This is a genomic window from Chitinophaga sp. RCC_12, assembly GCF_041360695.1.
In the GTDB taxonomy this organism is placed as follows: domain Bacteria; phylum Bacteroidota; class Bacteroidia; order Chitinophagales; family Chitinophagaceae; genus Chitinophaga.
The window spans coordinates 87,560-109,716 of sequence record NZ_JBFUPS010000008.1; the positions used below are offsets into that span (position 1 = coordinate 87,560).

Annotated in this window: 16 protein-coding genes; 9 read left to right on the plus strand and 7 right to left on the minus strand. The window is 48.0% G+C overall.

The window, feature by feature from the left end:
- Positions 1-39 precede the first annotated feature (39 nt).
- Positions 40-2,049 carry a hypothetical protein gene (locus tag AB6805_RS22140; RefSeq protein WP_370911627.1) on the plus strand — a complete coding sequence of 670 codons (2,010 nt, stop codon included), beginning with the start codon at positions 40-42 and terminating at the stop codon, positions 2,047-2,049.
- A 64-nt stretch (positions 2,050-2,113) separates the two neighbouring features.
- Here the strand turns inward: AB6805_RS22140 and AB6805_RS22145 are convergent, their stop codons facing one another.
- The gene (locus tag AB6805_RS22145; protein WP_370911628.1) at positions 2,114-3,343 is read right to left on the minus strand and encodes a cytochrome-c peroxidase; all 1,230 of its coding nucleotides are present in this window, start codon (positions 3,341-3,343) and stop codon (positions 2,114-2,116) included.
- Positions 3,344-3,433: 90 nt separating this feature from the next.
- On the opposite strand from AB6805_RS22145, the gene AB6805_RS22150 reads away from it, so the two are divergent.
- Genes AB6805_RS22150 through AB6805_RS22160 form a run of 3 tightly spaced genes read left to right on the plus strand, consistent with a single transcriptional unit; the run spans position 3,434 to position 6,061 of the window.
- A complete protein-coding gene (locus AB6805_RS22150) occupies positions 3,434-4,042 on the plus strand; it encodes an RNA polymerase sigma-70 factor (protein ID WP_370911629.1) in 609 nt (202 codons plus the stop codon).
- The gene (locus AB6805_RS22155; RefSeq protein ID WP_370911630.1) at positions 4,042-5,007 is read left to right on the plus strand and encodes a FecR domain-containing protein; all 966 of its coding nucleotides are present in this window, start codon (positions 4,042-4,044) and stop codon (positions 5,005-5,007) included. Before AB6805_RS22150 ends, AB6805_RS22155 begins: the two co-directional genes overlap by 1 nt.
- Positions 4,970-6,061 (plus strand): hypothetical protein, encoded by a 1,092-nt coding sequence (locus tag AB6805_RS22160; protein ID WP_370911631.1) that lies wholly within the window; start codon positions 4,970-4,972, stop codon positions 6,059-6,061. The genes AB6805_RS22155 and AB6805_RS22160 overlap by 38 nt, the downstream gene beginning before the upstream one ends.
- A 54-nt stretch (positions 6,062-6,115) precedes the next feature.
- Here AB6805_RS22160 and AB6805_RS22165 read toward each other — a convergent pair whose 3' ends face one another.
- Genes AB6805_RS22165 through AB6805_RS22180 form a run of 4 tightly spaced genes read right to left on the minus strand, consistent with a single transcriptional unit; the run spans position 6,116 to position 12,971 of the window.
- Positions 6,116-7,291, minus strand: a complete 1,176-nt coding sequence (locus tag AB6805_RS22165) for a redoxin family protein (protein WP_370911632.1) — start codon at positions 7,289-7,291, stop codon at positions 6,116-6,118.
- A gap of 16 nt (positions 7,292-7,307) precedes the next feature.
- Positions 7,308-8,537 carry a TlpA family protein disulfide reductase gene (locus AB6805_RS22170; RefSeq protein WP_370911633.1) on the minus strand — a complete coding sequence of 410 codons (1,230 nt, stop codon included), beginning with the start codon at positions 8,535-8,537 and terminating at the stop codon, positions 7,308-7,310.
- A gap of 31 nt (positions 8,538-8,568) precedes the next feature.
- A complete protein-coding gene (locus AB6805_RS22175) occupies positions 8,569-9,903 on the minus strand; it encodes a RagB/SusD family nutrient uptake outer membrane protein (protein ID WP_370911634.1) in 1,335 nt (444 codons plus the stop codon).
- Positions 9,904-9,914: 11 nt separating this feature from the next.
- Positions 9,915-12,971, minus strand: a complete 3,057-nt coding sequence (locus AB6805_RS22180) for a SusC/RagA family TonB-linked outer membrane protein (RefSeq protein ID WP_370911635.1) — start codon at positions 12,969-12,971, stop codon at positions 9,915-9,917.
- Between the two features lie 306 nt (positions 12,972-13,277).
- Here AB6805_RS22180 and AB6805_RS22185 point away from each other — a divergent pair, with 306 nt between their 5' ends.
- Genes AB6805_RS22185 through AB6805_RS22195 form a run of 3 tightly spaced genes read left to right on the plus strand, consistent with a single transcriptional unit; the run spans position 13,278 to position 15,994 of the window.
- The gene (locus AB6805_RS22185; RefSeq protein WP_370911636.1) at positions 13,278-14,240 is read left to right on the plus strand and encodes a hypothetical protein; all 963 of its coding nucleotides are present in this window, start codon (positions 13,278-13,280) and stop codon (positions 14,238-14,240) included.
- Positions 14,233-15,294, plus strand: coding sequence for a sensor histidine kinase (locus AB6805_RS22190; RefSeq protein WP_370911637.1), 1,062 nt, complete (start codon positions 14,233-14,235; stop codon positions 15,292-15,294). The genes AB6805_RS22185 and AB6805_RS22190 overlap by 8 nt, the downstream gene beginning before the upstream one ends.
- 4 nt (positions 15,295-15,298) lie before the next feature.
- Positions 15,299-15,994 (plus strand): LytR/AlgR family response regulator transcription factor, encoded by a 696-nt coding sequence (locus AB6805_RS22195; protein WP_370911638.1) that lies wholly within the window; start codon positions 15,299-15,301, stop codon positions 15,992-15,994.
- 73 nt (positions 15,995-16,067) lie between these two features.
- Here the strand turns inward: AB6805_RS22195 and ppsA are convergent, their stop codons facing one another.
- Positions 16,068-18,509: a phosphoenolpyruvate synthase gene (gene ppsA / locus AB6805_RS22200; RefSeq protein WP_370911639.1), complete on the minus strand. Its 2,442-nt coding sequence runs from the start codon at positions 18,507-18,509 to the stop codon at positions 16,068-16,070.
- A gap of 211 nt (positions 18,510-18,720) precedes the next feature.
- On the opposite strand from ppsA, the gene AB6805_RS22205 reads away from it, so the two are divergent.
- Both AB6805_RS22205 and AB6805_RS22210 read left to right on the plus strand, forming a co-directional pair.
- A complete protein-coding gene (locus AB6805_RS22205) occupies positions 18,721-19,224 on the plus strand; it encodes an Lrp/AsnC family transcriptional regulator (RefSeq protein ID WP_370911640.1) in 504 nt (167 codons plus the stop codon).
- 65 nt (positions 19,225-19,289) lie between these two features.
- Positions 19,290-20,096: a hypothetical protein gene (locus AB6805_RS22210; RefSeq protein ID WP_370911641.1), complete on the plus strand. Its 807-nt coding sequence runs from the start codon at positions 19,290-19,292 to the stop codon at positions 20,094-20,096.
- On the opposite strand, the gene AB6805_RS22215 is transcribed toward AB6805_RS22210, so the two are convergent.
- Entirely contained in the window at positions 20,053-22,077 is a 2,025-nt protein-coding gene (locus AB6805_RS22215) for a beta-L-arabinofuranosidase domain-containing protein (RefSeq protein WP_370911642.1), read from the minus strand. The two genes, AB6805_RS22210 and AB6805_RS22215, sit on opposite strands and share 44 nt — an antisense overlap.
- Positions 22,078-22,157: the final 80 nt, after the last annotated feature.

Consider the following 22,157-nt stretch of genomic DNA (forward strand, 5'->3'; position numbering starts at 1 on the left):
AAATCGCCTAACATTATCCTCCGTTCAACAGCACAAGCCATGAAAAGAAGATCCGTTTTTATTGCCATCTTATTGCTATCCCGGTTGGCGTTATCTGCCCAGGTATATTATGCAGGTAAAACGCCCACCGCGGCAGTGGTGCAACCCACTGTCAATACACTGGGGAATAATATACTGGAAGTAAAGGTAAACGTGTTGAAAAACCACCTGCAACAGGTAACGTTTACGGATAAGCTGCGTGCGGAAACGTTCTCTTTTCCGCAACATAGTTTGTTTGAATTAAAATTGAAAGATGGAACCGTATTAACCGCCGCTGATTTCCAGGTAAGCGCAAAAGACGCCGGTAACATCGCTGCTTCACCAACCGCAGTACGTTTGATAGAACGCCTGCCCGGTAAGCAGCTCACCTTTACATTGGTAAATACGGCAAAGGATATCCAGGTGATCTGGAGGATCACTTTGCACAACGAGTGTAACTTCATTCAGCAACATTTCCATATCACCGATCCTGCGTCGGCTGTGGACGATTTGTTACTGGTAAATGTTCCATTGGCCTATCAGCCGCAGCTTTCCGGCACTGTGGACGGCTCGCCGGTTATAGCCGGCAACAGTTTCTTTGCGCTGGAGCACCCGATGGCACAGGGGCGTGTAACAGGCCAAGGTATTCAAAGCAGCGTGGCGGCATCTGCCACGCTGCGCTCCGGCAACGGGTTTGACGTGAGCACGGCCTGGGGCGTTACCCCGGAAACACAGCTCCGTCGCGGTTTCCTTTACTACCTGGAAAAAGTGCGCGCCGTGCCTTACCGTCCTTTTCCACACTACAACTCCTGGTATGACGTGGGTTACGACGGCAGGGAAATTACCGAAGCCAACGCAATGGACCGTATCCGCATGTTTGGCGACAGCCTCGTAGTAAAACGCAAAGCAAAGATCCGCGCTTTCCTTTGGGACAGCGGCTGGGATGATTACAATAAACTCTGGTATTTCAGCAGGCACCTGCCCAACGGGTTTAAGCACATGGAAGCACTGGCCGCTAAGTATCATGCTGCCATGGGCGTATGGGTGTCTCCCTGGGGCGGCTACGACCAGGAAAAGATCAGTCGCCTTGCCAGCATTAAAACGCTCGGCCTTCCCTTTACTCCCAATGAAAATGGCCTTAGCCTGGCGGATAAAAATTACTTCAGCTACTTTAAAAAACTAACCACCGGTTTTGTGAAAGACCAGGGCGTGGTGAGCTTTAAATTCGACGGCGTAGGCGCAGGCAACGGCGCCAGCGGGGCAGGAGAGAAGTACGCTAAAGATGTGGAAGCATTTTTACGCGTTATCACCGATCTGCGCAAAATAAAACCAGACCTCTTCTTTAATTTAACGGTAGGCACCTGGCCTTCTCCTTACTGGCTCAATTATGGCGACGCCATCTGGCGCGCCGGTGGCGATATGGACGTACAGGGCGCCGGCACCAAAAGGCAGCAATGGATCAGCTATCGCGATGCGGAAGTATATAAGAACGTAGTGCAACGCGCAAAACTCTATCCACTCAACGCTATGATGTATCACGGCGTGGTAATCAATAATGAAAATGGCGTGGGCGCCGGCTTCACCAACGACGACAAAGGTATTACGGAAGATATCTGGGAGTTTTTTGGCACCGGCACCGGCATGCAGGAACTGTATATCAACCCGCACCTGATGAGCAGCAACAGCTGGAATGTATTGGCTAAAGCCATGCGCTGGTCCGAAAAGCACCGGGATGTATTATCCGATGTACACTGGGTGGGTGGTGACCCCGGCAAACAGGAAGTGTATGGCTTTGCCGCGTGGAACCACCAGGAAGGCACCGTAACATGGAGGAACCCATCTCCCGGAACTAAAAAAATTACTTTCAACTTAAAACAAGTGCTGGAATTGCCGGTTGGCTATCATACAAAGTTTGCTGTTTTGAATGTTACGGAAGATGTAAAAGAAGAAGAGATGGATAGTGAGAAAACGATTACCCTTGAACTGGCGCCGTTCCAGGTGAAGGTGCTGGAGCTGAAGCCGGGGAGGTGATTACCGGCCATTTATGCGGCTAAGAAAGAAGGCGTTTCACACTCAATGAAACGCCTTCTCCACCTCATTTAAACGGGTCCGCATACTTCGGCTCTGTTGCCAGCGACTGATCGGTCAGTGTTTTAAGAAAAGCAATAATATCATTCTTGTCTTTCGCGGAAAACACTAACCCCCCGCTTTGTATTCCCGAAAATTGTATCCCGATATTCGGATTTTGTTTGATCCCGGTGGAATAGTGTTCTATCGCATCTTCGAGTGTGGCAAAGCGGCCATCGTGCATGTAAGGGGCGGTCAGCTCCACATTCCGCAGGCTTGGAATTTTAAAGGTACCCTGGTCGGCGGGCTTGTGGGTGATTTCACCAATACCTTTGTCGGTGTAGTTACTTTCCAGCCCGTTGTTGGAGCCAAACCCGGTATTCACCCCCGTATTGTCCACAATGAGGTAGGAGGCGTTTTTACCCACCCCGGCGGTGGAGAAGTCGCTATGACATTCGGTGCAGAAATCCGCCTGCATCAGCCGCATGCCATTTTTTTCTGAGGCGCTGAAGTTGCTGAACTGCGTGGCTACTCCCTGATCATACCTGGAATTGAAGGATACAATGCTTCGCAGGAACTGCGATATTGCTTTGGCTATTTTATCGGAGGCAACCACTTCGCTTCCGAAAGCAGATTTAAATAATGCCGGGTAGTAACTTATCCCTGTTAATTTCGTTTCAAGAGCAGCGAGGGAAGGTATTCCCATTTCTATATGATCCAGGACAGGTATCAGCGTTTGCGTTTCAATATCTTTGGCCCGCATGTCCCAGAACATGGTGGCCGACCGGAAGAAGCGGAGATTCACCACCGGCATGCTGTTGCGCCGGGTTAAATTCCCTTCAAATCCTTCGGATGTGGCTACGCCGTCGGTAAAGGCTTTGTCCTGGTGGTGACAGGAACCACACGACCGGGTATTATTCACCGACAGCGACTTGTCATAAAATAATACCCGGCCCAGGGTAGCTCCTGCATTGGTAATAGGATTGCCAACAGGCGTATTGTCCAGGGTAGGATTGGCATTCATAAATGCCTGCATGTAAGGAGGCATATTGTTGCGGGTACCCACATAGTCGTAAAGTGTACCGGGCAGGTTAGGAGCGGCAGGATCGTTCCCCCCGGGCTCGGGGTTCGGCTCATTGGGTATGGGAGCGGGGTTGGCGCCGTTGTTTTCCTTTTTACAGGAAACCGAATTTAAAATAACAAGGGCTATCCCGGCTATCAGGCAGATGAGATTTCTTTTGCTGATGGTTTTCGTCATGGTACAGATATTTGGGCTAATACACTTCGATTCATTTTTACCCTTACCTGGAATCATTAAAAAATTATTTTTTGAAACAGATAGGGGGATTTGAAAGCTGAAGTGTATTACCAGGGAACGATCACTTCAATCACGGTAACCGGTTTTGTATTGAACGCACATATTGGCAAGGCAGATGACCTGTACAGGCAGATAGAAACATACTTTCAAACGTATTTTGAAGGTTTGCACCGCTATGCCTTCACCATACTAAAAGATAATGAGGAGGCCAAAGATGCAGTACAGGTGGTTTTCCTGAAGTTATGGGAGAAAAGGGCAACAATAGACGGGCAGCAGTCGGTGAAATCCTATTTGTATACTGCCATCTACCATTATTGTCTTAATATAAAAAGACATAGAAAAATAAAAGATCATTACGCTACAACCAACAATCATCCTGCCGGCGAATTCAGGAATGCCCTGGTCAGCAAGGAAACGCAGCAACGAATTATGGCATGCATCAGAAAATTACCGCCACAATGTAAGCTGATCTTCACCAAAAGCAGGTTCGAAGGAAAGAAGTATGCAGATATTGCGGCAGAAATGGACCTTTCTGTAAAAACCGTGGAAGCCCAGATAGGAAAGGCTTTACGGATCCTTCGTGAGGAGCTGTCGGACATAACGATCGCTGTATTTATTTTACTTTTATTAGAACCATAATGAGCAACGGGGAGCTGTTATACGGGTTATTAGGGAAATACTTTTCCGGGGAAGCCTCCCCGGAAGAAGCGATGGCCGTGGATGACTGGATCACGCAGCACCCGGATCACCGCAAATTATACAACGAAGCAGCAGCAGCCTGGGAAGTAGCCGGGAACAACCCACATCACCAGTTGCCAGATAAAGCGCTCCTGCTCCATGAAATCAAACAAAAGGCAGTGGGGCATAAACCGCAAAGAAGCGCCTGGCGCATGGCCGCAGTCATATTGGTGCTGATAGGCGCCGCCACCCTTTACTTTATATGGCGGCCATCACCTGCAGTTGCTCCTTTGGTGATCAGGCAAACCACCACCGGCATTTACCGCGATACCCTGCCGGACCACTCCCTGGCAGTAGTGAACAGCCATTCGGCTATCAGGTATACCCCGGGCCTCGCAGATAAAACAAGGTTCATTCAATTAACCGGGGAAGCCTGGTTCAATGTAACTTCTGATCCGTTAAAACCGTTTATAGTATCAGTGGGGGACCTGCGCATTAAAGTATTAGGCACTGCCTTTAATGTCCGTGAACTGGCAGCCGTGATTGAAGTAGCAGTTACCAGCGGCGCTGTACTGGTCAGCAAGGGAGATACCGCTATAATAGTAAAAGCAGCACAGCAGCTGGAGTACAATACCATCTCCCAACGTTTCAGCATCACAGGCGCCTTTAATCCCAATAAAACGGGATACGCCACCAGGATCTTTAATTTTGAAAATGCGTCGTTGAAAGAAATTATCACTCAACTGGAAAAGGCATACAACATTAAAGTGATCCTGGAAGATAAACGCCTGGAGAACTGCACCATGAGCAGTGCCTTTGAGAATAAACCGATACAATACGTATTTGAAGTGATTTCAGTTACGTTGAATGTACAATGTAGATTTGAGCATGACAGGATATATATCAGTGGGACAGGATGTAATTAGTCTGCTGTCGAAATTTTTTATAGCGGCAGGGTTAACCCTCTTAACAGCCACCGTTTTTGCTCAGGAAGCTACTGTGAAGTTACAGGAAGAAGTGACCATTCCCGTTGCAGATATGCGCCTGGATGCCTTGCTGACCCTCGTCAGCAAACAGGCAGGTATCCGGTTTTCCGTGAACACACGGAAGTTTTCAACCTCCAGGACCGTGCATGTAAAAAAAGGAACGCAATCTTTGTTAAGGTTGCTCACAGAGCTGCGTGAACATACCGGAATTGATTACCGCGTGCTGGGAGGTCATATTATTTTTGTAGATGCACCAGCGCTTATTCTTACAAAAAAAGCTCCTGTAGTGGTAAAACGGGAAAGCGTAATACCACCTGCCCGTTTTGCCATCATCCCTGTTTCCCCGGTGACTACCAAACAGGCGGGCGTTACATTTCCCACGCCGGACACTATAAGAAAGAATACCGGCTATTTCAGGCCACTGGTAACTGCACCACCTGCCGGCGCTAAAAGAAGCGAATCCCCATTCACATTAAAACCCTATGCCGCCGCAGGAATGATAGCAGATGAATCTTTTTATGTAAATCCAACCATTCACGCAGGACTGCCGTTCCTTTACCTCGTCGGTTCCTGGAGCACTAACTTTTCTTTCTCCATGCTCCGGTATGGCGCAGGTACTTCCATAGGTTTATCAGACAACTGGCGCTTACACCTGCAGGGTACTACAGGGAGCATGGAAGCGAACTACGACTCGCTGGCATTCCTGCAAAAAACAGTGAAAGCACAGCTGCATAAATTATCCCTGGCAGGGGAAAAACAAATAGGCGATCATTGGCGGCTTCACTTTGGGGTGGCGCTGAATAGCCTGCAAACAATCTATTACACAGAAGGAAAACCACGTGCCCTGGGAAAGCAGGAGCGTGAGGCACTCGCTAATGTAAAATATTTTAAACCACCTTATACCATCAGCAATAATTTCTCTCCGGATGCAAGCCGCAGTAATAAATTATGGATCGGTTTCCAGGTAGGCATCTTCTACAGTTTCTTAAGATGATGGCATTAAACATAAAAAAGAAGCCGGCTCCATGTAATAAGCCGGCCTCCTTCCTCAATTACCTAACACCGCTTTCAACTTCTGATCCAATTCATCCCCGCCGCTTCCAACAAGTTTGAATAACACTTTCCCGTCCTTATCCAGCAATATCTTAGTAGGAAACCCGGTGATACCGTATGCCATCGCTAAATCGGCAGACGCCTTTTCATAGTTGTTAAGTACCTGTATCCAGCCGATGCCATCATCACTGATAGCTTTTAACCATGCTTTTTTTGCATCTTCCAGGTTGTTGGCTTTTTCGTCTGCAACCCCCACTATTTCTAATCCTTTATCTTTATACTTTGCGTACACTTCCTTCAGGTGTGGGTGACTCGCCCGGCAAGGACCACACCAGCTTCCCCAGAAATCGAGTAATACATACTTTCCTTTAAGTGAGGATAACGTAAACGGCTGACCGTAATTATCTTTTTTGGTGAAATTAATAGCCATGGCGCCCTCGCTGGTAGCTTTGGCGCCGGATATCCGGGAACCCAGGTACCTGCCCAAATAAGTGTTTTTATACGTGTCGCTTAACTTGTTGTACGCCTGCTCATAGGCTACCGCATCATAGTCGCCCTGCAACCTTGCCAGCAACATAACACTTACAAAAGAATTAGGATGCTTTGCCACAAACTGTTTACGCATAACCGTGAGCTGTTCATTGGCGGCGGCCATTTCTACTGTCAGCGCTTTCCTGGCGGTGCTGTCTTCCGGTTTGCGCATGGCGGCCGACTTCTTCCTCAGCTCCCATACTTTTGATACCAGCGGCATTTCCCGTTGCCGGAGTGCATTCAGTTCTTCATTGGCTTTATCGCCCTTTACTACTGCTTTGTAAAGTTCGGTGGCATCACCGGTAATGGTTACATCCGTATTTTCTGTGAGGAGGATTTCCAGGTTAGGCGCCGGCATAAACATACCGCCTTTCACCATTTCAAATTTTGAAGCAGGGTGGCGCGACAAAAAAGTACCGACTACAGGCTCCTGTACCTGCCCGGAGAAAATGAACTGATCACCATTGCGGGCAATTACCGTATCTGTCATATGCCCGCTGGCGGTTACATACGACAGGCTCAGACGATAGTCGTCCTGGCCTTTGATATGGGCAGTTATCTTGTATTTCTTTTGTGCGGTTGCCGGGAGAAAAGCGGCCAGCAGCATGCTGCCGGCCATTATCAGTGTGTTTTTATTCATGGTTGGTGTATGATGTTTAGAAACTGGACATTGGAACAGAGGCAGCCTGTTTTGCAGGAGCGGCTTTGGTGCCTTTTGCAAGGCTTTCCTTTATTTTCTTTTCTGCGTCATCACTGTAGCCGGTGAAACGTTCCATAATTTTTCCTTCGGTATCCACCAGGTACATGGTAGGGATGCCGGAAAACTGGAATTGTTCCATGGTCTTATCCTTGTTATCACTCAGCAATTGTTCCCATGGCATAGCTTCTTCTTTCATGGCCTTTTCCCACGCATTTTTATCGGTGTCGATGGAAATGCTGACTACCTCAAAACCTTTTGCCTTGTAACTTTCATACAGCTCTTTTACTTTTGGAATGGCTTGCCTGCAAGGGCCGCACCAGCTCGCCCAGAAGTCAACCAACAGGTATTTACCCTTGTATTTTTCCAGTCCGGCTAACGAGCCATTGGCATCAGGGTATTGCACGGATGGCATAGGCTGTCCTGCTTTCAAACGCATGGCCTGTGCCTTGTTGGTAATAATAGTTTCTTTCAGCAGCTTTGCTTCTGTTAACCACGGATAACGCGCTATCAGCACCTCCAGCATTTTCATAGCATTGTCGTATTGTGTACCTGCCTGTGTGCCAGCCATTCCACGGATGGCATATACCATCACCGGGCGGTCGGCATACGCTTTGGTAAGCACCTCTTCGCGGATTTTATAATCCTCGCCCATCGGGTTATATTTCTGATGATCCCTCATATAGGCGTACCAGGTAGTATCAGTGGCTTTCTTGGCATAATACTCCATGTTGTATTCATCTACCATCCTGCGGTAATTCAGCTCGTTGTTCAGCTCGCGGAGGTTCACAAAGTTATTGTCGTAAGATCCTGCTACATAATTGTAGTGCGGAATTTTAACTTTATACTTCGAAGTATCATATCCTCTCATATGTACCGTTACATCGGCGTCGCTCCAGAAGGTAGCACGGTCCCAGTTCATCGCATTGATAATATAAATGCCCTGGTGGTCCTGCTTAATTTTAAAAGAAAAAGAATTGTCTTTGCCTACTTCACAGGAATCTACTACCACAGGTTTTCCTTTAAAGTTATCTTTCGACAAAAATACTTTATTGACCGCCTGTTTGGGATCGGTAAATTCAACAGTGCCTTTCACCGTGACCGATTTAACTAACTTGTTCTGTTGCGCCTGTAATGCTGCGGGTATGGCCAGCACCGCTACACAAATCTTGAAAATTGCTTTCTTCATCATTGTTTGTTTAAATTATTATTTTAATATTTTATTTACTGTAATCTGCATTTTGCGCCAGGTCAGGATTGATGAAAAATTCCCTGGAAGGCAGCGGCATCAAGGCATGCGTTATGGGTTGCCCGAACGACTGCAGCCAGCCGTCCATTTTACCAAAGCGGCGCATGTCACTCCATCTTAAACGTTCGCCGATGAACTCTCTGCGGCGTTCCTGTTCTATCACCGCAAGGAATGCGGCCGGACTGCTGAAATCGCTGCTGCTGACAGTGCTGGCTTTGCGGGCCGTACGCAGCTGGTTATACGTGCTTACATCTGTTATGCCTTTACGCGCATTGGCTTCCGCTACAATCAATAATGCTTCGCTATAACGGCAAACCATATACGAAGGCGTAATTTCTGCCGGAAACTTGGTGAGAAAGTATACAGAGTCTATGATAGCGGCGCCTTTGGTACGAAGGAAACAAGTTCTGCGCACATCTGCCGGCTCATAGGATTTAACAAGGTTACTGTCGGCCCAGGTGTTGCCGGAACCGGACATATTCACGCCGTTGTAAGTACCCGGACCAAACACTGCAGGTAGTCCGTAAAAGGTACTGGTACTGGTTTCATTGATCTTATACACTGCTTCTGCACTGTTCACCTGCGATTTGAAAATATCGGCATAGTTAGATTGCAGGCTGAACTTCCCGGAGCTGATCACCGCTGTTGCCTGGGCCAGCGCTTCATCATTACGCCCCTGGTTCAGGTATATCCTCGACAGGAGCAGCTGCGCCGCCTGTTTGGACCCGGCTACCGGGCTGGTGTAATCTGCCAGCAGCGTAGCAGCCGCTTTCAGGTCTGCTTCAATCAGCTGGTTGACTGCTGTGAGCGGGCTACGCGCCGGCCGGCTTTTGGGATCTTCCCCGCCTTTTATGATAGCGGCATCACCAAAGCATTCAGAAAGCAGCATATAGGAGAAGGCGCGCAACAGGTAGGCTTCTCCCAGCGAAGCACTGATGGTACTATCGCCAGGAAACCCGCTGGCATATTGAATCACCATGTTGGCATTGGCAATACACTGGTAAGGCTGCCGGTACACTACAGGCAGCGAATTATCATTGGGCGCGATGTTATTGTTGTCGTAGGTTGGGAAGGTGAGCGACTGGAAGTCGTCGCTCATAATATCCTGGAACGCATAATAAAGATAAAATGCATTGTTGTTGGTGAGTGCCAGCTTGGCGCCGTTGACCACCAGCGGCAGATTGTTTTTACTGAGCTGCGAAAAACCGATCTTCGTATCGGGCGCCACCTCATCCAGTTGCTTACTGCAGGCAGAAAAACTGATGGTGGCAATAGCAGCAAAATATAATAAAGTATGTTTTTTCATGTGATGCCAGATTAAAATGAAAGATCTATACCTACAACGGCTGCACGCGGATTGGGCAGGTTGGAGCTTACAATACCGTTATTAGCGGCTGCTTCAGGATCAAACCCAATATATTTCGTGATGGTAAATACATTCTGGGCAGATGCGTAGATGCGTGCCCGTGAGATCTTTACCTTGCTTAAAACTGCCGTTGGAATGTTATAGCTCAGGGAAATATTGCGCAAACGCACATAAGAGGCGTTGTAGATAAATTGTGTGGAAGGACGATAGTTCCAGTCGGCCGTTTGCCCGGCGCCATGTGGCCCTGTAATGGCCCTTGGCACATCCGTGATATCACCTTTTTGCTTCCAGCGCTTATTGATGATATCAAATTTATTAGGCATTACACCGTAAAAATCGGGACTGTAGTTGCGTAATGTTTGCTCATAGAAATCATATACCTTATTGCCTACCACATAGTTGAACAGCGCATCTATTGTAAAGTTTTTGTAAGACAGGGTAATGTTGGTGCCACCGGTAAATGTAGGCAACGCCACGGGTACGGTGATCATATCATTGTTATCCCATTTACCATCCTTGTTCTGATCCTTATACAACATATCACCTGTTTGAGGATCTACGCCCAGCGACTCATACACCTGTACGGAGCCCAGTGATTGCCCCACTTTGGCTTTTGTCATAGGTCCGCCAAATACATAGGCGCCATAAGTAGTAAGGGAGTCTTTCAAAGACAATAACTGGTTCCTGTTTATATTCATATTGGTTTCCACTTTCCACGAAAACGCTGCGCCGGCACGGCTGCTGAGCGCCAGTTCCAGGTCAGCGCCATAGTTGCGGATACTGCCTATGTTATCCGGTATGCTGCTGGCGCCGTAAATCCAGGAGATGTCATTGTTGCTCATTAAACCGTCGGTGGTTTTATTGTAATAGTCGGCCGCCAACGTGAGCCTGTTGCCCAGCAGCGACACATCAATACCTGCATCTACCTGTTTGGTGCGCTCCCAGCGGATATTCGGATTACCTATAACGGTGTTCAGCATCAATGCCGGGTTGTTTACGTAAGAAGTAGCGTTGAGCAGATTCTGCGCATCAAAATATCCCAACGGGCGGATATTGCCGCTGATACCATAACTGCTGCGGATTTTCAGCTGGTTCACCAACCTGCTGCCGGCAAGAAAATTTTCACGCGCTATGTCCCATCCTGCCGATACCGCAGGAAACCAGCTATACCGGTTACCCGCATTTAGTTTGGAAGAACCATCGCGGCGGATGGAAGCATTGAGAAGGTATTTGCCTTCCCAGTCGAGCCCCGTGCGTAGAAAATAAGCATCCGATACCTCTTTGTTACTGGTATTATTACTGCCAATGGCAAATGCGCTGCCATAAGTGCTGCCAGCGCCGCCACCAGTAATACCATCTATTTTTGGAAAACCATTCAGCTCATAGCCAAAGTAATTAAGCTGGTTGTTATAAAAAGTATAACCCAGGGTGGCATTGATTCCTAAACGGCTGACTTTTTTCGTATAGGTGAAATAGTTATCAAAATTATAAGAGAAATTATCCACGCCGCTGTTCTTTAAAACGCCCTTGTTAAAAGCGCCCAGGTAGCCGGTAGGAGGGTAGAAAACCGTGTTCAGGTCATTGAACTTGGTGGCATTGAAAGAGGAGCGGAACGACAGATCCTGCAGTAGTTTAATATCTGCAGATAAACCTCCAAGGTATACATTGTTCCTGTCTTTGTTATTGTTATCCATCATTACGCCCAGCGGATGCTGCTGCTGACCAACATAATAACCCAGCGAGCCATCGGGGTTCAGTACCGGATCTTCCGGGGTGTCTGGCCGTGCATTGAATGCAGCGACCAACGGGTTATTGAAATTCTTCCTGACCGATTGCGTAATGTTGATGTTACCATTTATCTTCAGCCAGTTGTTTACCTGCTGGGTTACGTCCAGGCGGCCTGTATATCTTTCAAAATTGCCGGTACCAATGGTGGCTTCTTCTGCATAACGGCCCAGCGACATATAATAATTATTCCTGTCGCCGCCACCACTCATACTGGCCTGGATATTATTCACCGGCGCATTTTTATTTTTAACCCGGTCTATCCAGTCGGTGCTGCGATCCGCCATTTGCAGGCCATTCACCTGGCTTTGCAGGGTTTGTTTTTCGTTGGTCAACTGGCTGATCTTGCCGGGCGTGAGGTTGCCGGGATCCGACAGCAACGTATTGATATCGCCAATACGGTTATTGCGGGCATCCAGGAAAGCGGAACTGTATTCTTCCGTATTCAGCATATGCCGGGAAGTAGGCACATTGTTCACTCCCGTGTACATATTGATGCTGAAAGCAGGCTTACTGTTCATCCTGCCCTTCTTGGTGGTAACAATGATCACACCGGTAGAGCCCCTGGCGCCATAAATGGCCACTGATGCAGCATCTTTCAATACCTCAATGGATTCAATATCCTGCGGATTAATATTGTTGATAGAGATGGTACTTCCCTCTACGATCAAACCATCTATTACAATCAGCGGATTGGTGCTGGCCGCATTCACCGACTGCGCCCCGCGGATGAGGATATTGGGTGTGCCACCCGGACTTCCGTCTTTAGACGCAACAAATACGCCCGCTACACGGCCGGTCAGCGCTTTCCCGAAATCGCTGGCAATGTTTTTTTCAGGAGATAAAGCATCGCTTTTGACAGTGGAAATAGCGTTGGTTACTTTGCCTCTTTGCTGGGTGCCGTAACCTACTACCACGGCATCCGTGAGATTAATAGCCCTGATTTTCAACCATACCGGCGAAGCCTGGATAATACTGGCAGCAACAATTACATTTTCAAAACCTACAGAGGAGATCTGCAGTTGCGCATTGACGGGAACATTCAGTTCAAATTCCCCTTTTTCATTGGTGGTAGCGCCTTTGGACGAACCAATTACTTTTACGGTGGCGCCGGGAACCGGTTGGCGGGAAACCGCATCCTTCACGGTTCCTTTTAGTACCTGCTGTGCATATACCGACGCCCCGGACATGCACAACAACAGGAATAAAAATGACTTTCTCATACAAATGGTTGGTTGATTTTTGCGATATACGGACTGTCTCATAAAAATGAAAATCCAAGATACTTATCCTGTTTTCAGCTGTACCGGATAATGGACATACCGGGTGCGGAACAGTACATTCCCTCTTTTTACATGGATGAAACATTTTTCGCTTCACAAAAGCACGAATCGCCGGAAAGTAACGGCAGCAGGTACTTTCCCGTGATAATAAAGTACCAACAGGCATATAACAGGGACGAAAAAAATAAATATCGTTTTATGCCAAAACCGTTATTTCAAATGCTATCTTCAATGTTGTAAGTGTATATGCAACACATTAAACCATACCGCTACTTTGTTCACCTTGCCGTTTGCATGGCCGTGATACTGTTGTATAGTTTCCCGCAGCTGAAAGGAGGCTGGCCCTATCCCATTGCCATGAAATGGACATTGGTGCGGCTGGTACTGTACGGATGTATTAATTTCCACCTGTTTTACCTGCTGGTTTTCGGTTTACTTCCCCGCCTGGTACAATATAAACAGCATTGGAAGGTGATCATTTATACCCTTGCGGCGATCTTTCTTTTTTCTGTTATTAAGTACGCGGTAGGTTATTTCTTTTTCCCCGACCAGGTATTGCTCCGCGGGATCCCTTTTATTGGCCGCCCCAAAATATATATGACCTTCGTCGAGTACGCACCGGAAACCATCAAAACAGGAATGGGAGTAGCCCTGCTGGCCTACGGTTACCGGTTGTTATTGCAATGGCGCAATACCGCACCCGGCGACCGGTTGCTCGCTACCGCCGCCACACAGGCGGCCATCCGTTATGAGCGTATGCAGGATGGATCCAGGCAGTTGCTGCACTATCTCCAGCAACTCACACCGGTACTGGAAAATGAACAAACACGCGAAAAAGAAGGCACCAAAGCGATCCTGCTATTGTCTGATTTGCTGAGATATATGCTGTATGATAAAGCGCTGGAAAAAGATAAAGTGAGTTTTAAGAAAGAACTGCTCAACTATGAACGCTACCTGGATTTGCGCAGGATCTGCCATGCCCATCAGCCGCTGACCCTCCGTATCACCGGGGAGCCCGGCGGTATGATCGAGGCATTACGGCTGCAGAACACCACAGAAAAATACCTGCAGCAACTGGGTGATACGCCGGGCGGAATTATGATAGCACTGCATATTGTGGAACAATCGGTGGCGCTGTCTGTATCGCCGGTGCTCACCACCGTTCACATCTCCCAACATAAAATAAAATTGTACCCTGAATATGCATAGTACCCGCAAAAATATACAGGAGCTGTTGCTCTTATTGCTGGTATGGATGCTGGCGGTATATGGTGTTAATGTGGTATTGGCAAGACCGCTCACACCGGAGAAATTACATCATCTAAATATCAAATCCGGCCTGTTCGGGTTGTTTAACTTCCTGCCGTTTTATATTTATGTACGCTGGATAGTTCCTGCCTTTCTGCAAAAAACAAATTGGATAAAACTGTTGCTGTCTGTAGTACCGGTCATCCTGGGAAGCATTGCATTGAAATATTTTATCGCGGATCATTTTTTCAGGCAGGAAATATTATACACAGGTTACCGGTATGTGGATATGCAAAAAGTACAGCTATATATTTCCGCAGGGGATTATTTCCTGAGTAACCTGTGGAGCGGCGCTATGATTGTGTTAGCCGCTTTCTCGTACCGGTTTTTTATTTTGTGGTTACAGGAAGATAAACGCAGGGCCATTTTACAGCAACAGCAGCTGCAGGCAGAATCAGGTTTTCTGAAGATGCAGCTCAACTCGCACTTTTTAATCAACAGCCTGAACAGCATCTATTCACTGGCGCTGATGAACTCACCGGAAGTAGTAAGCGCCCATAAAACGCTTACCCACCTGCTGGCCTATATGGTAGAACAGCCTTCAGATATTGCTTACCGCGCCGCTATAACGGAAGAAATACGCTATTTGCAGGACTTCGTAACACTCCAGCGCATACGCACGGGTTGCAACGAAGGCGTTATTTTTTCCCTGCCGGAACAATTGCCCGGCAAGGAAATAGCACCGCTGCTGCTGGTGCCTTTCGTGGAAAATGCTTTTAAACACGGCGTGAGCAATCGCCCGGAAAAGCCGGTCACCATTACCATGATGTGTGATGAACAGCAACTGGTATTCCGCGTACACAACTATATATCCGGCCAGCAACGGGATAAAACCGGCGGCATTGGACTGGATAACGTACGGAAACGTTTACAACTGATCTATCCTGGCCGGCATCACCTGGAAATTCAGGATTTGAAAGAAGAATATTTCAGTAACTTAACGATCAACTGGTAATAATATGGCGGTAAAGTGTATAGTAGTAGACGATGAGCCATTGGCCGCACAGGTGTTGGTAGCCTTCATCAACAAAACGCCGGACCTGCAGCTACTGAAAACATTTCACAATCCGCAGGAAGCGTTGGCATTTGTAAAAAATGAGCCGGTGGACCTGGTATTCCTGGATATACAAATGCAGGAACTCAGCGGCATAGAATTTATGCAGCTCGCACCCCGCGGTATACAGGTAGTAATTGTTTCTGCCTACGATGAGTATGCAGTGGAAGGCTTCGACCGCGAAGCGGTGGACTATCTCCTGAAACCCGTATCGTTTGAGCGTTTCGCGCGGACCGTACAACGGGTGCTCGCGAAAAATGCGCCCGCTATATCGCAGCCCGCAGGCACCGATTATATATTTGTGCGCACCGATAAACGTATTGTACGGGTCGATGTAAAAGATATTCTTTTTGTAGAAGCGCTCCGCAACTATGTAGCCATACAAACTAACAAGCAGAAGATCCTGACGTTACAAAACCTCCGCAGCTTTGAAGACATCCTGGCGCCCTTCCGTTTTTTTCGCGTGCATAAATCGTTTATCATCTCACTGGATAAAATAGACAGCATAGAACGGCAACGGATATTCACAGGAGAACATCATGTACCTATTGGAGATGCTTACCTGAAACAGTTTATGGAAGCGATTAATATGCAGCGGTAACACTATCTCATTTAATAAAAACGGCCCGCCAACCGGCAGGCCATCTTTAAATTGAACCCCGGACCCGGACTACTCAGGCGCCAGTGGGTACTTCTTTTCTAATCCTCTCCGCCTCATGAATCGCCATCACCGTTTTTATGATTGCATCTGGTGTAACTGAAACACTATCTATGCCCAGCTGAACAAGGAACCTGGTGAAGTCCGGGAAGTCGGACGGTCCCTGCCCGCAGATCCCTACCTTTACATTCTGTTGCTTCGCCACCTTGATCAGGTGCGCAATCAGCCGTTGCACTGCAGGGTTACGCTCGTTATAAAGATTGGCCACCAGGGAAGAATCCCTGTCGAGACCAAGTGTGAGCTGTGTCAGATCATTGGATCCGATCGAGAATCCATCTATGTATGCAGAAAATTCTTCGGCCATCATAATGTTCGACGGCAGTTCGGCCATCAGGTATACTTCCAGTCCGTGCTCTCCACGGCGCAGCCCGAATTCCTCCATCGTAGCCAGCACCAGCTGAAGCTCTTCCACGGTCCGACAGAAAGGGATCATCACCACCACATTCTTTAATCCCATCGTTTCCCTTACTTTAAGGATCGCTTTACACTCCAGCTCAAAGGCCGGTTTGTATTCAGGGGAATAGTAGCGGGAAGCGCCTCTCCAGCCTATCATCGGGTTTTCTTCCGTAGGCTCAAAGTATTTACCGCCTAATAAATTGAAGTATTCATTACTCTTAAAATCAGAGAAACGGACAATCACTTTTTCCGGGTAAAAAGCCGCGGCAATTTTTCCTACGCCATACGCCAGTTTATCAACGAAGTAATCTGTTTCGCTGGCATGTCCCTGGATGAGTTGCGCAATCTTCGCAGACAGCTCAGGGTCATTCAGTTCCTTGTGCTTCAGCAATGCCATCGGGTGCGCCTTGATGTAGTTGTTGATGATAAATTCTTCGCGGGCCAATCCCACGCCTTTGTTGGGCAGGTGTGTAAACTGGAACGCCATGGCGGGAGAGCCCACATTCAGCATCAGCGGTGTGCGGATGGAAGGCAGGGTGCTCAGGTCCAGTTTATCTTCCCGGAATGGCAGGATCCCTTCATATACAATACCATCGCTGCCTTCTGCGCAACTCACGGTGATGTCCTGCCCGGTGTTTAATTTTTCGGTAGCATCGCCGCAGCCAACAATGGCGGGGATACCCATTTCACGGGCTACTATCGCAGCATGACAGGTACGGCCGCCTTTATTGGTAACAATGGCAGAAGCCATTTTCATGATGGGTTCCCAGTCGGGATCAGTCATGTCGGTAACCAGTACGTCGCCCGGTTTAAATTCACTGCCCGTAATAAGGCGGTTATCGAGGGAGAAGAGGATGTTTACTTTGCCGGCGGCAATTTTATCACCCACAGCGATGCCCTTCAGCAATTGCCGGGGATGCGTACCGTTATGGTTGATCGCATAAGTGGTGATGAGGTTATGATCTTTGCGTGAATGAATGGTTTCCGGCCTTGCCTGTACAATGTATAAATCATTGGTAAGCCCGTCTACCGCCCATTCCACATCCATCGGGCACCAGCGGCCTTTTTTCTCAGAATAATAGGTTTCAATACAGCGCACCCAGGTAGCCAGCTGCATGATCTGTGCATCGCTTAAACAAAAATGTTGCTGCTGCTTTTTTTCTACCGGGATGATCTTTGTTCTTTCATCACTGCTTTCACCATACACCATTTTCTTATCCTTTACGCCCAGTTTCTTTTCAATGATAGGGATGTAGCCGTCCTTCATACAAGGTTTGAATACAATAAATTCATCCGGCGATACGGCGCCCTGTACGACCATTTCTCCCAATCCGAAAGAACCGTTGATCACTACCACTTCTTTAAACCCGGATTCTGTGTCGAGCGAAAAAGCGACCCCGGAAGCGCCAAGATCGGCCCGCACCATTTTTTGCACACATACGGATAAGCCTATACCAAAATGGTCATACCCGAAGTTCTGGCGGTAGCTGATGGCGCGGTCAGTAAACAGGGAGGCAAAACAGTTCCTTACTGCATCAATCAGGGCTGCGGGGCCTCTTACGTTGAGAAAGGTTTCCTGCTGACCGGCAAAAGAAGCATCAGGAAGGTCTTCCGCGGTGGCAGACGACCGCACGGCTACATCGGTTTGTTCCTGCCCGTATTGCTGCGATAAAGCATAATACGCAGCAATGATTTCCTCGCTTAGTTCATGCGGAAACCGGGTGCTGCTGATGGCCTGCCGTATCTTCTGACCGGCCCTGCGCAGGGTGATGATGTCGCTGTAGTCTACCGTGGCTACCTGCTCGGCAATAAATTGTTCGAGCCCGCTTTGCTTCATAAATTCATAGTATGCTTTGGTAGTGATAGCAAACCCGGAAGGAACTGCTACGCCTGCTGCTGAAAGATTGGCAATCATTTCGCCAAGCGAAGCAGATTTACCGCCCACTAAGGCAATAGCATCCATGCCCACCGCGTGGAGCGGCAGTACAATACTCTCTCTCATGTAAAAATGAGTTTAGTGAATAATAATGAGGAAGGACGTTTTTTTGTCTTCCAAACGTGGTTAGATTTCTATGACACCAAATTAGATCATGCAGAAATGGAATAGCGGCAACCCGGATAAAAGCGAAAACAAAACTAAAAAAAGGGGATGTCACCGATTTTTTTTCATCAAATCAGTAGCAGTATCATTATTTTTGATGAAAAATCGGCCCATGAATTTTATACCTGACCAGATTGATATGTGTATAATGGACATATTGCAGGAGGACGCCAGGACCACGAATAAAGAGATTGCTGCGAGGTTGGGTAAGTCGGTTACTTCTATATTTGAAAGAGTGAAGCGCCTCGAAGCAGAGGGGTATATTTTACGCTATATCGCTGTACTGAATAAAAATAAACTGGGCAAAAATCTCGTGGCCTGGACCAGCATCACCCTCAAAGAGCACGGCCAGGACAAGTTTCCGGAGTTTGAACAAAAGATCAATACCTTCCCCGAAGTAATGGAGTGCTATAAAATGAACGGGCAGTTCGACTACCTCCTCAAAGTACTCATCGCGGATATGGAAGCCTATGAAGTATTTAATTTTACCAAATTATCCAAACTGGATAATATCTACAAGATCCGCAGCCTGTTTGTTTTAGCAGAAACAAAACAGGAAGTGGAACTCAACCTCAAAACAGGATTACAAACAAAACTGCAACAGAAAAATAAATAATTTTAAAAAGTAGGGGAGAAGGTTTTTTTTCCGGATTATCGTAATTTCAGGAAAAGTTAACCCATATGGCAAAACAAACCGGGATGCTCCAGTTCACCGGTAGGCTCGGTAACATCATCGGCTACAGGCGAAACGGCTCCTACTTCCTCCGCACTATGCCGGAAACAGTCCGGCAAACTTCTGCTACCCAAAAGGCAGCACACCATTTTGGCATCGCCAGCAGGAAAGGTAAACTGATCCGGCAGGCTATTACTCCCCACCTGGATATCCATTCCGATGGAACACTGGTGAACCGCCTGAATAAAATACTTATTCCGGCAGGAAAAAATCACCTGCATGCTGTCAAAGGATTCCGGTTTAACCGGCATTGCGGCGTGGAATATTTCTTCCCGGAACAACCGGTTATCCAGGACAACATCGTGAAAATACCTGCACAGGTAATACCGCAACAGGAAACTTTCACCCACCTGGTGGTAAAAGCCATTGCGGTGCGGCTCTGTTTTACGGAACGCTGCATTGAAAAGATGTATACCGCCACTGTTGTCATTGATCTGAACCAGCCCTTCAATGGCGCGGAACTGGAAACAACCCTTCCCGGGAAAGGATCACTGCTGGTCATATTACAGGTACAACCTTACAACGGTACCTATGCAATACAGAACAAACGCTGCATGGCGGCGGATATCATAGCGGTAGCGGCACCCGCAGCCATAAAGCGAAAGACCATCACAACAACAACTGATCACCGCATCAAGTCCACCTTTTCTGCACGCATCTGGCGGGTCCTAAGCGACCCCTCGCCCCATCCTCCGCCATTGCTTAGCGATGTCACCGGCCATTCACCACCGGGAATTGTGAAATCCGCAACTTAGTACACCCAAAAGGTACCAAGGTAATCTCTTCTTCTTCCCCTGTTTCCATACCATAGGTAATGCTATACGGAATGGGGCCGGTCATCTCATTGTATAACTTCCAGGAGGGAATCCTTTTTGCGGTTGTTTTAAGGGAGATGGGTACCTGCCCGGGACTCCACGGCCAGCCGGTCTTACTGACATGTTGCTCTACCCGGTAACGCGCTTCCAGGTGATCATCCGGAGTGGCTATCAGCGCATAGTTCCATGGGGTAGTGGGGCGCACTTCCAGGTAACCGTCGCCATAGTCCAACGGGTCCTTATCATTTTTTACCGCCCTCACTTCCTCGCCTATCTGCAGCGCATAGGTAACCGGGCCGCGTTCTACTGATAATGAATTTTCAAACCAGTGTTGCTGGTAGATATGCATCGGCAACGATAGTTCTACCACATCACCCTGTTGCCAGGTTCTCTCCACTTTTACTACCTGGTTGCCTGCAGCTTCCTGCCATACTTTACCATTGATCTTTATAACCCCTTTCTTACACCAGGCAGGTATCCGCAGGTGAAAAGGAAAGTTTACTTTTTTAGGTGTATTAACGGTAAAAGTAACGGCTTCTTCAAACGGGTAATTAGTGACTTCCTTTACCGTAACAGGCGTTTGACCGGCCACATTTATTTTCACTTCACTGGGGGCATACACCAATGCTGCCACGCCACTGTCGGCGGTAGCATACCAGAGGTTTTGTGCAAACTTAGGCCAGCCCTGGTGCATATTGGAGGTGCAGCAGGGATAACCGGACAACAACCCGTAACAAAGATCGGTACCGCTGTGGTTCACATCAAAGTTGCGGATATGCCGTGTAGCCATCACCTGGTTGGCCTGCTGGAAATACTGCCGGCTCATAAAGTCTTCGGTAATCTGTGAAGGCAAAACATTAAACGCAATCTTCTCCAGCTGATCGGCATACCTTACATCGCCGCTTATCTCCAGGATGCTTTCCAGCGAAAACATCATCTCTACAGCGCTGCATAACTCCGACCCCTGCGTGGGATTATTGCCATGCAGGGCTTCATCACCGCCATAAAGGCCATTCGCCATCCCATTGAAGGTACGGAGGTCATCAAACCCTTTGGCCGTGGCCTGCGGGTATAAGGTGTCGGGCTGCTGCTGGAAATAGATCATGGGCTCTTTTATGCCCTGCGCCAGGTTTACGCCATGAATACTCCCTGTGGTGGACAACAGGTTGGTATGCATAAAGGCGCCGGCGTAGTCGAAGGTTTGTTTGTGAATCAGGGCTGCAAGGTCCAGCAGGAACGCATCTCCCGTAATATTATATAACCAGTACACCACCATCAGGTTATCACCGGCACGGTACTTCGCCCAAAAGGTCCAGTGGTCCAGCGGCTTTTGCGGCAACTCTTTCAGCTGGTACCGGAAGTAGTTGGTCATGAGTGTAATGATCCGCGGATCAGCAGTAGCATCATAGTATTGCTTCAATACTTTCAGCATTACCATCTTGGGCCACCAATCGCGGCTGTTATCCCTTTGAATCCCCGGTTCAGCGGGATAGTCTTTAGCCGGACCAAAATAGCCGTCGGGTTGCTGGCTTTTGATAGACCATTCCACCCAGGGCTTTACCTTTGCAATCAGCGCTTCATCTTTCAGGAGATAAGCCAGCGGCAGCAATCCATCGATCCAGTAAGGACCGCGTTCCCACTGGTCGCCATCCCCGCCCAGCCAGCCGTTTCGTTGGTTCATTACCAGCGGGTACAATTTATCCAGCTGACCGGTAGCGCCGTTCTTTTGCTGCACCAGCACGGTACGCAGCCATCCCTGTGGCGTAATAGCGCCCAAAGGAAGCAGGGAGTAAGGTTTAGGATGGAGCGGCGCCCGGTTGCCGTAATACTGTGGCACAGGCGCTGTATTCTTTTTTCCCTGCGCCGCTGCCTGTAAAGTAAGACCCAGCAATATCGTGGAAGCAATAGCAAAGTATTTCATAAATGAGTTGTGAGATGGCATAATGAAACACCAATATATCTTTTTTTTATATCGGTAGCTATCCCGGTTGCCTCATTCTT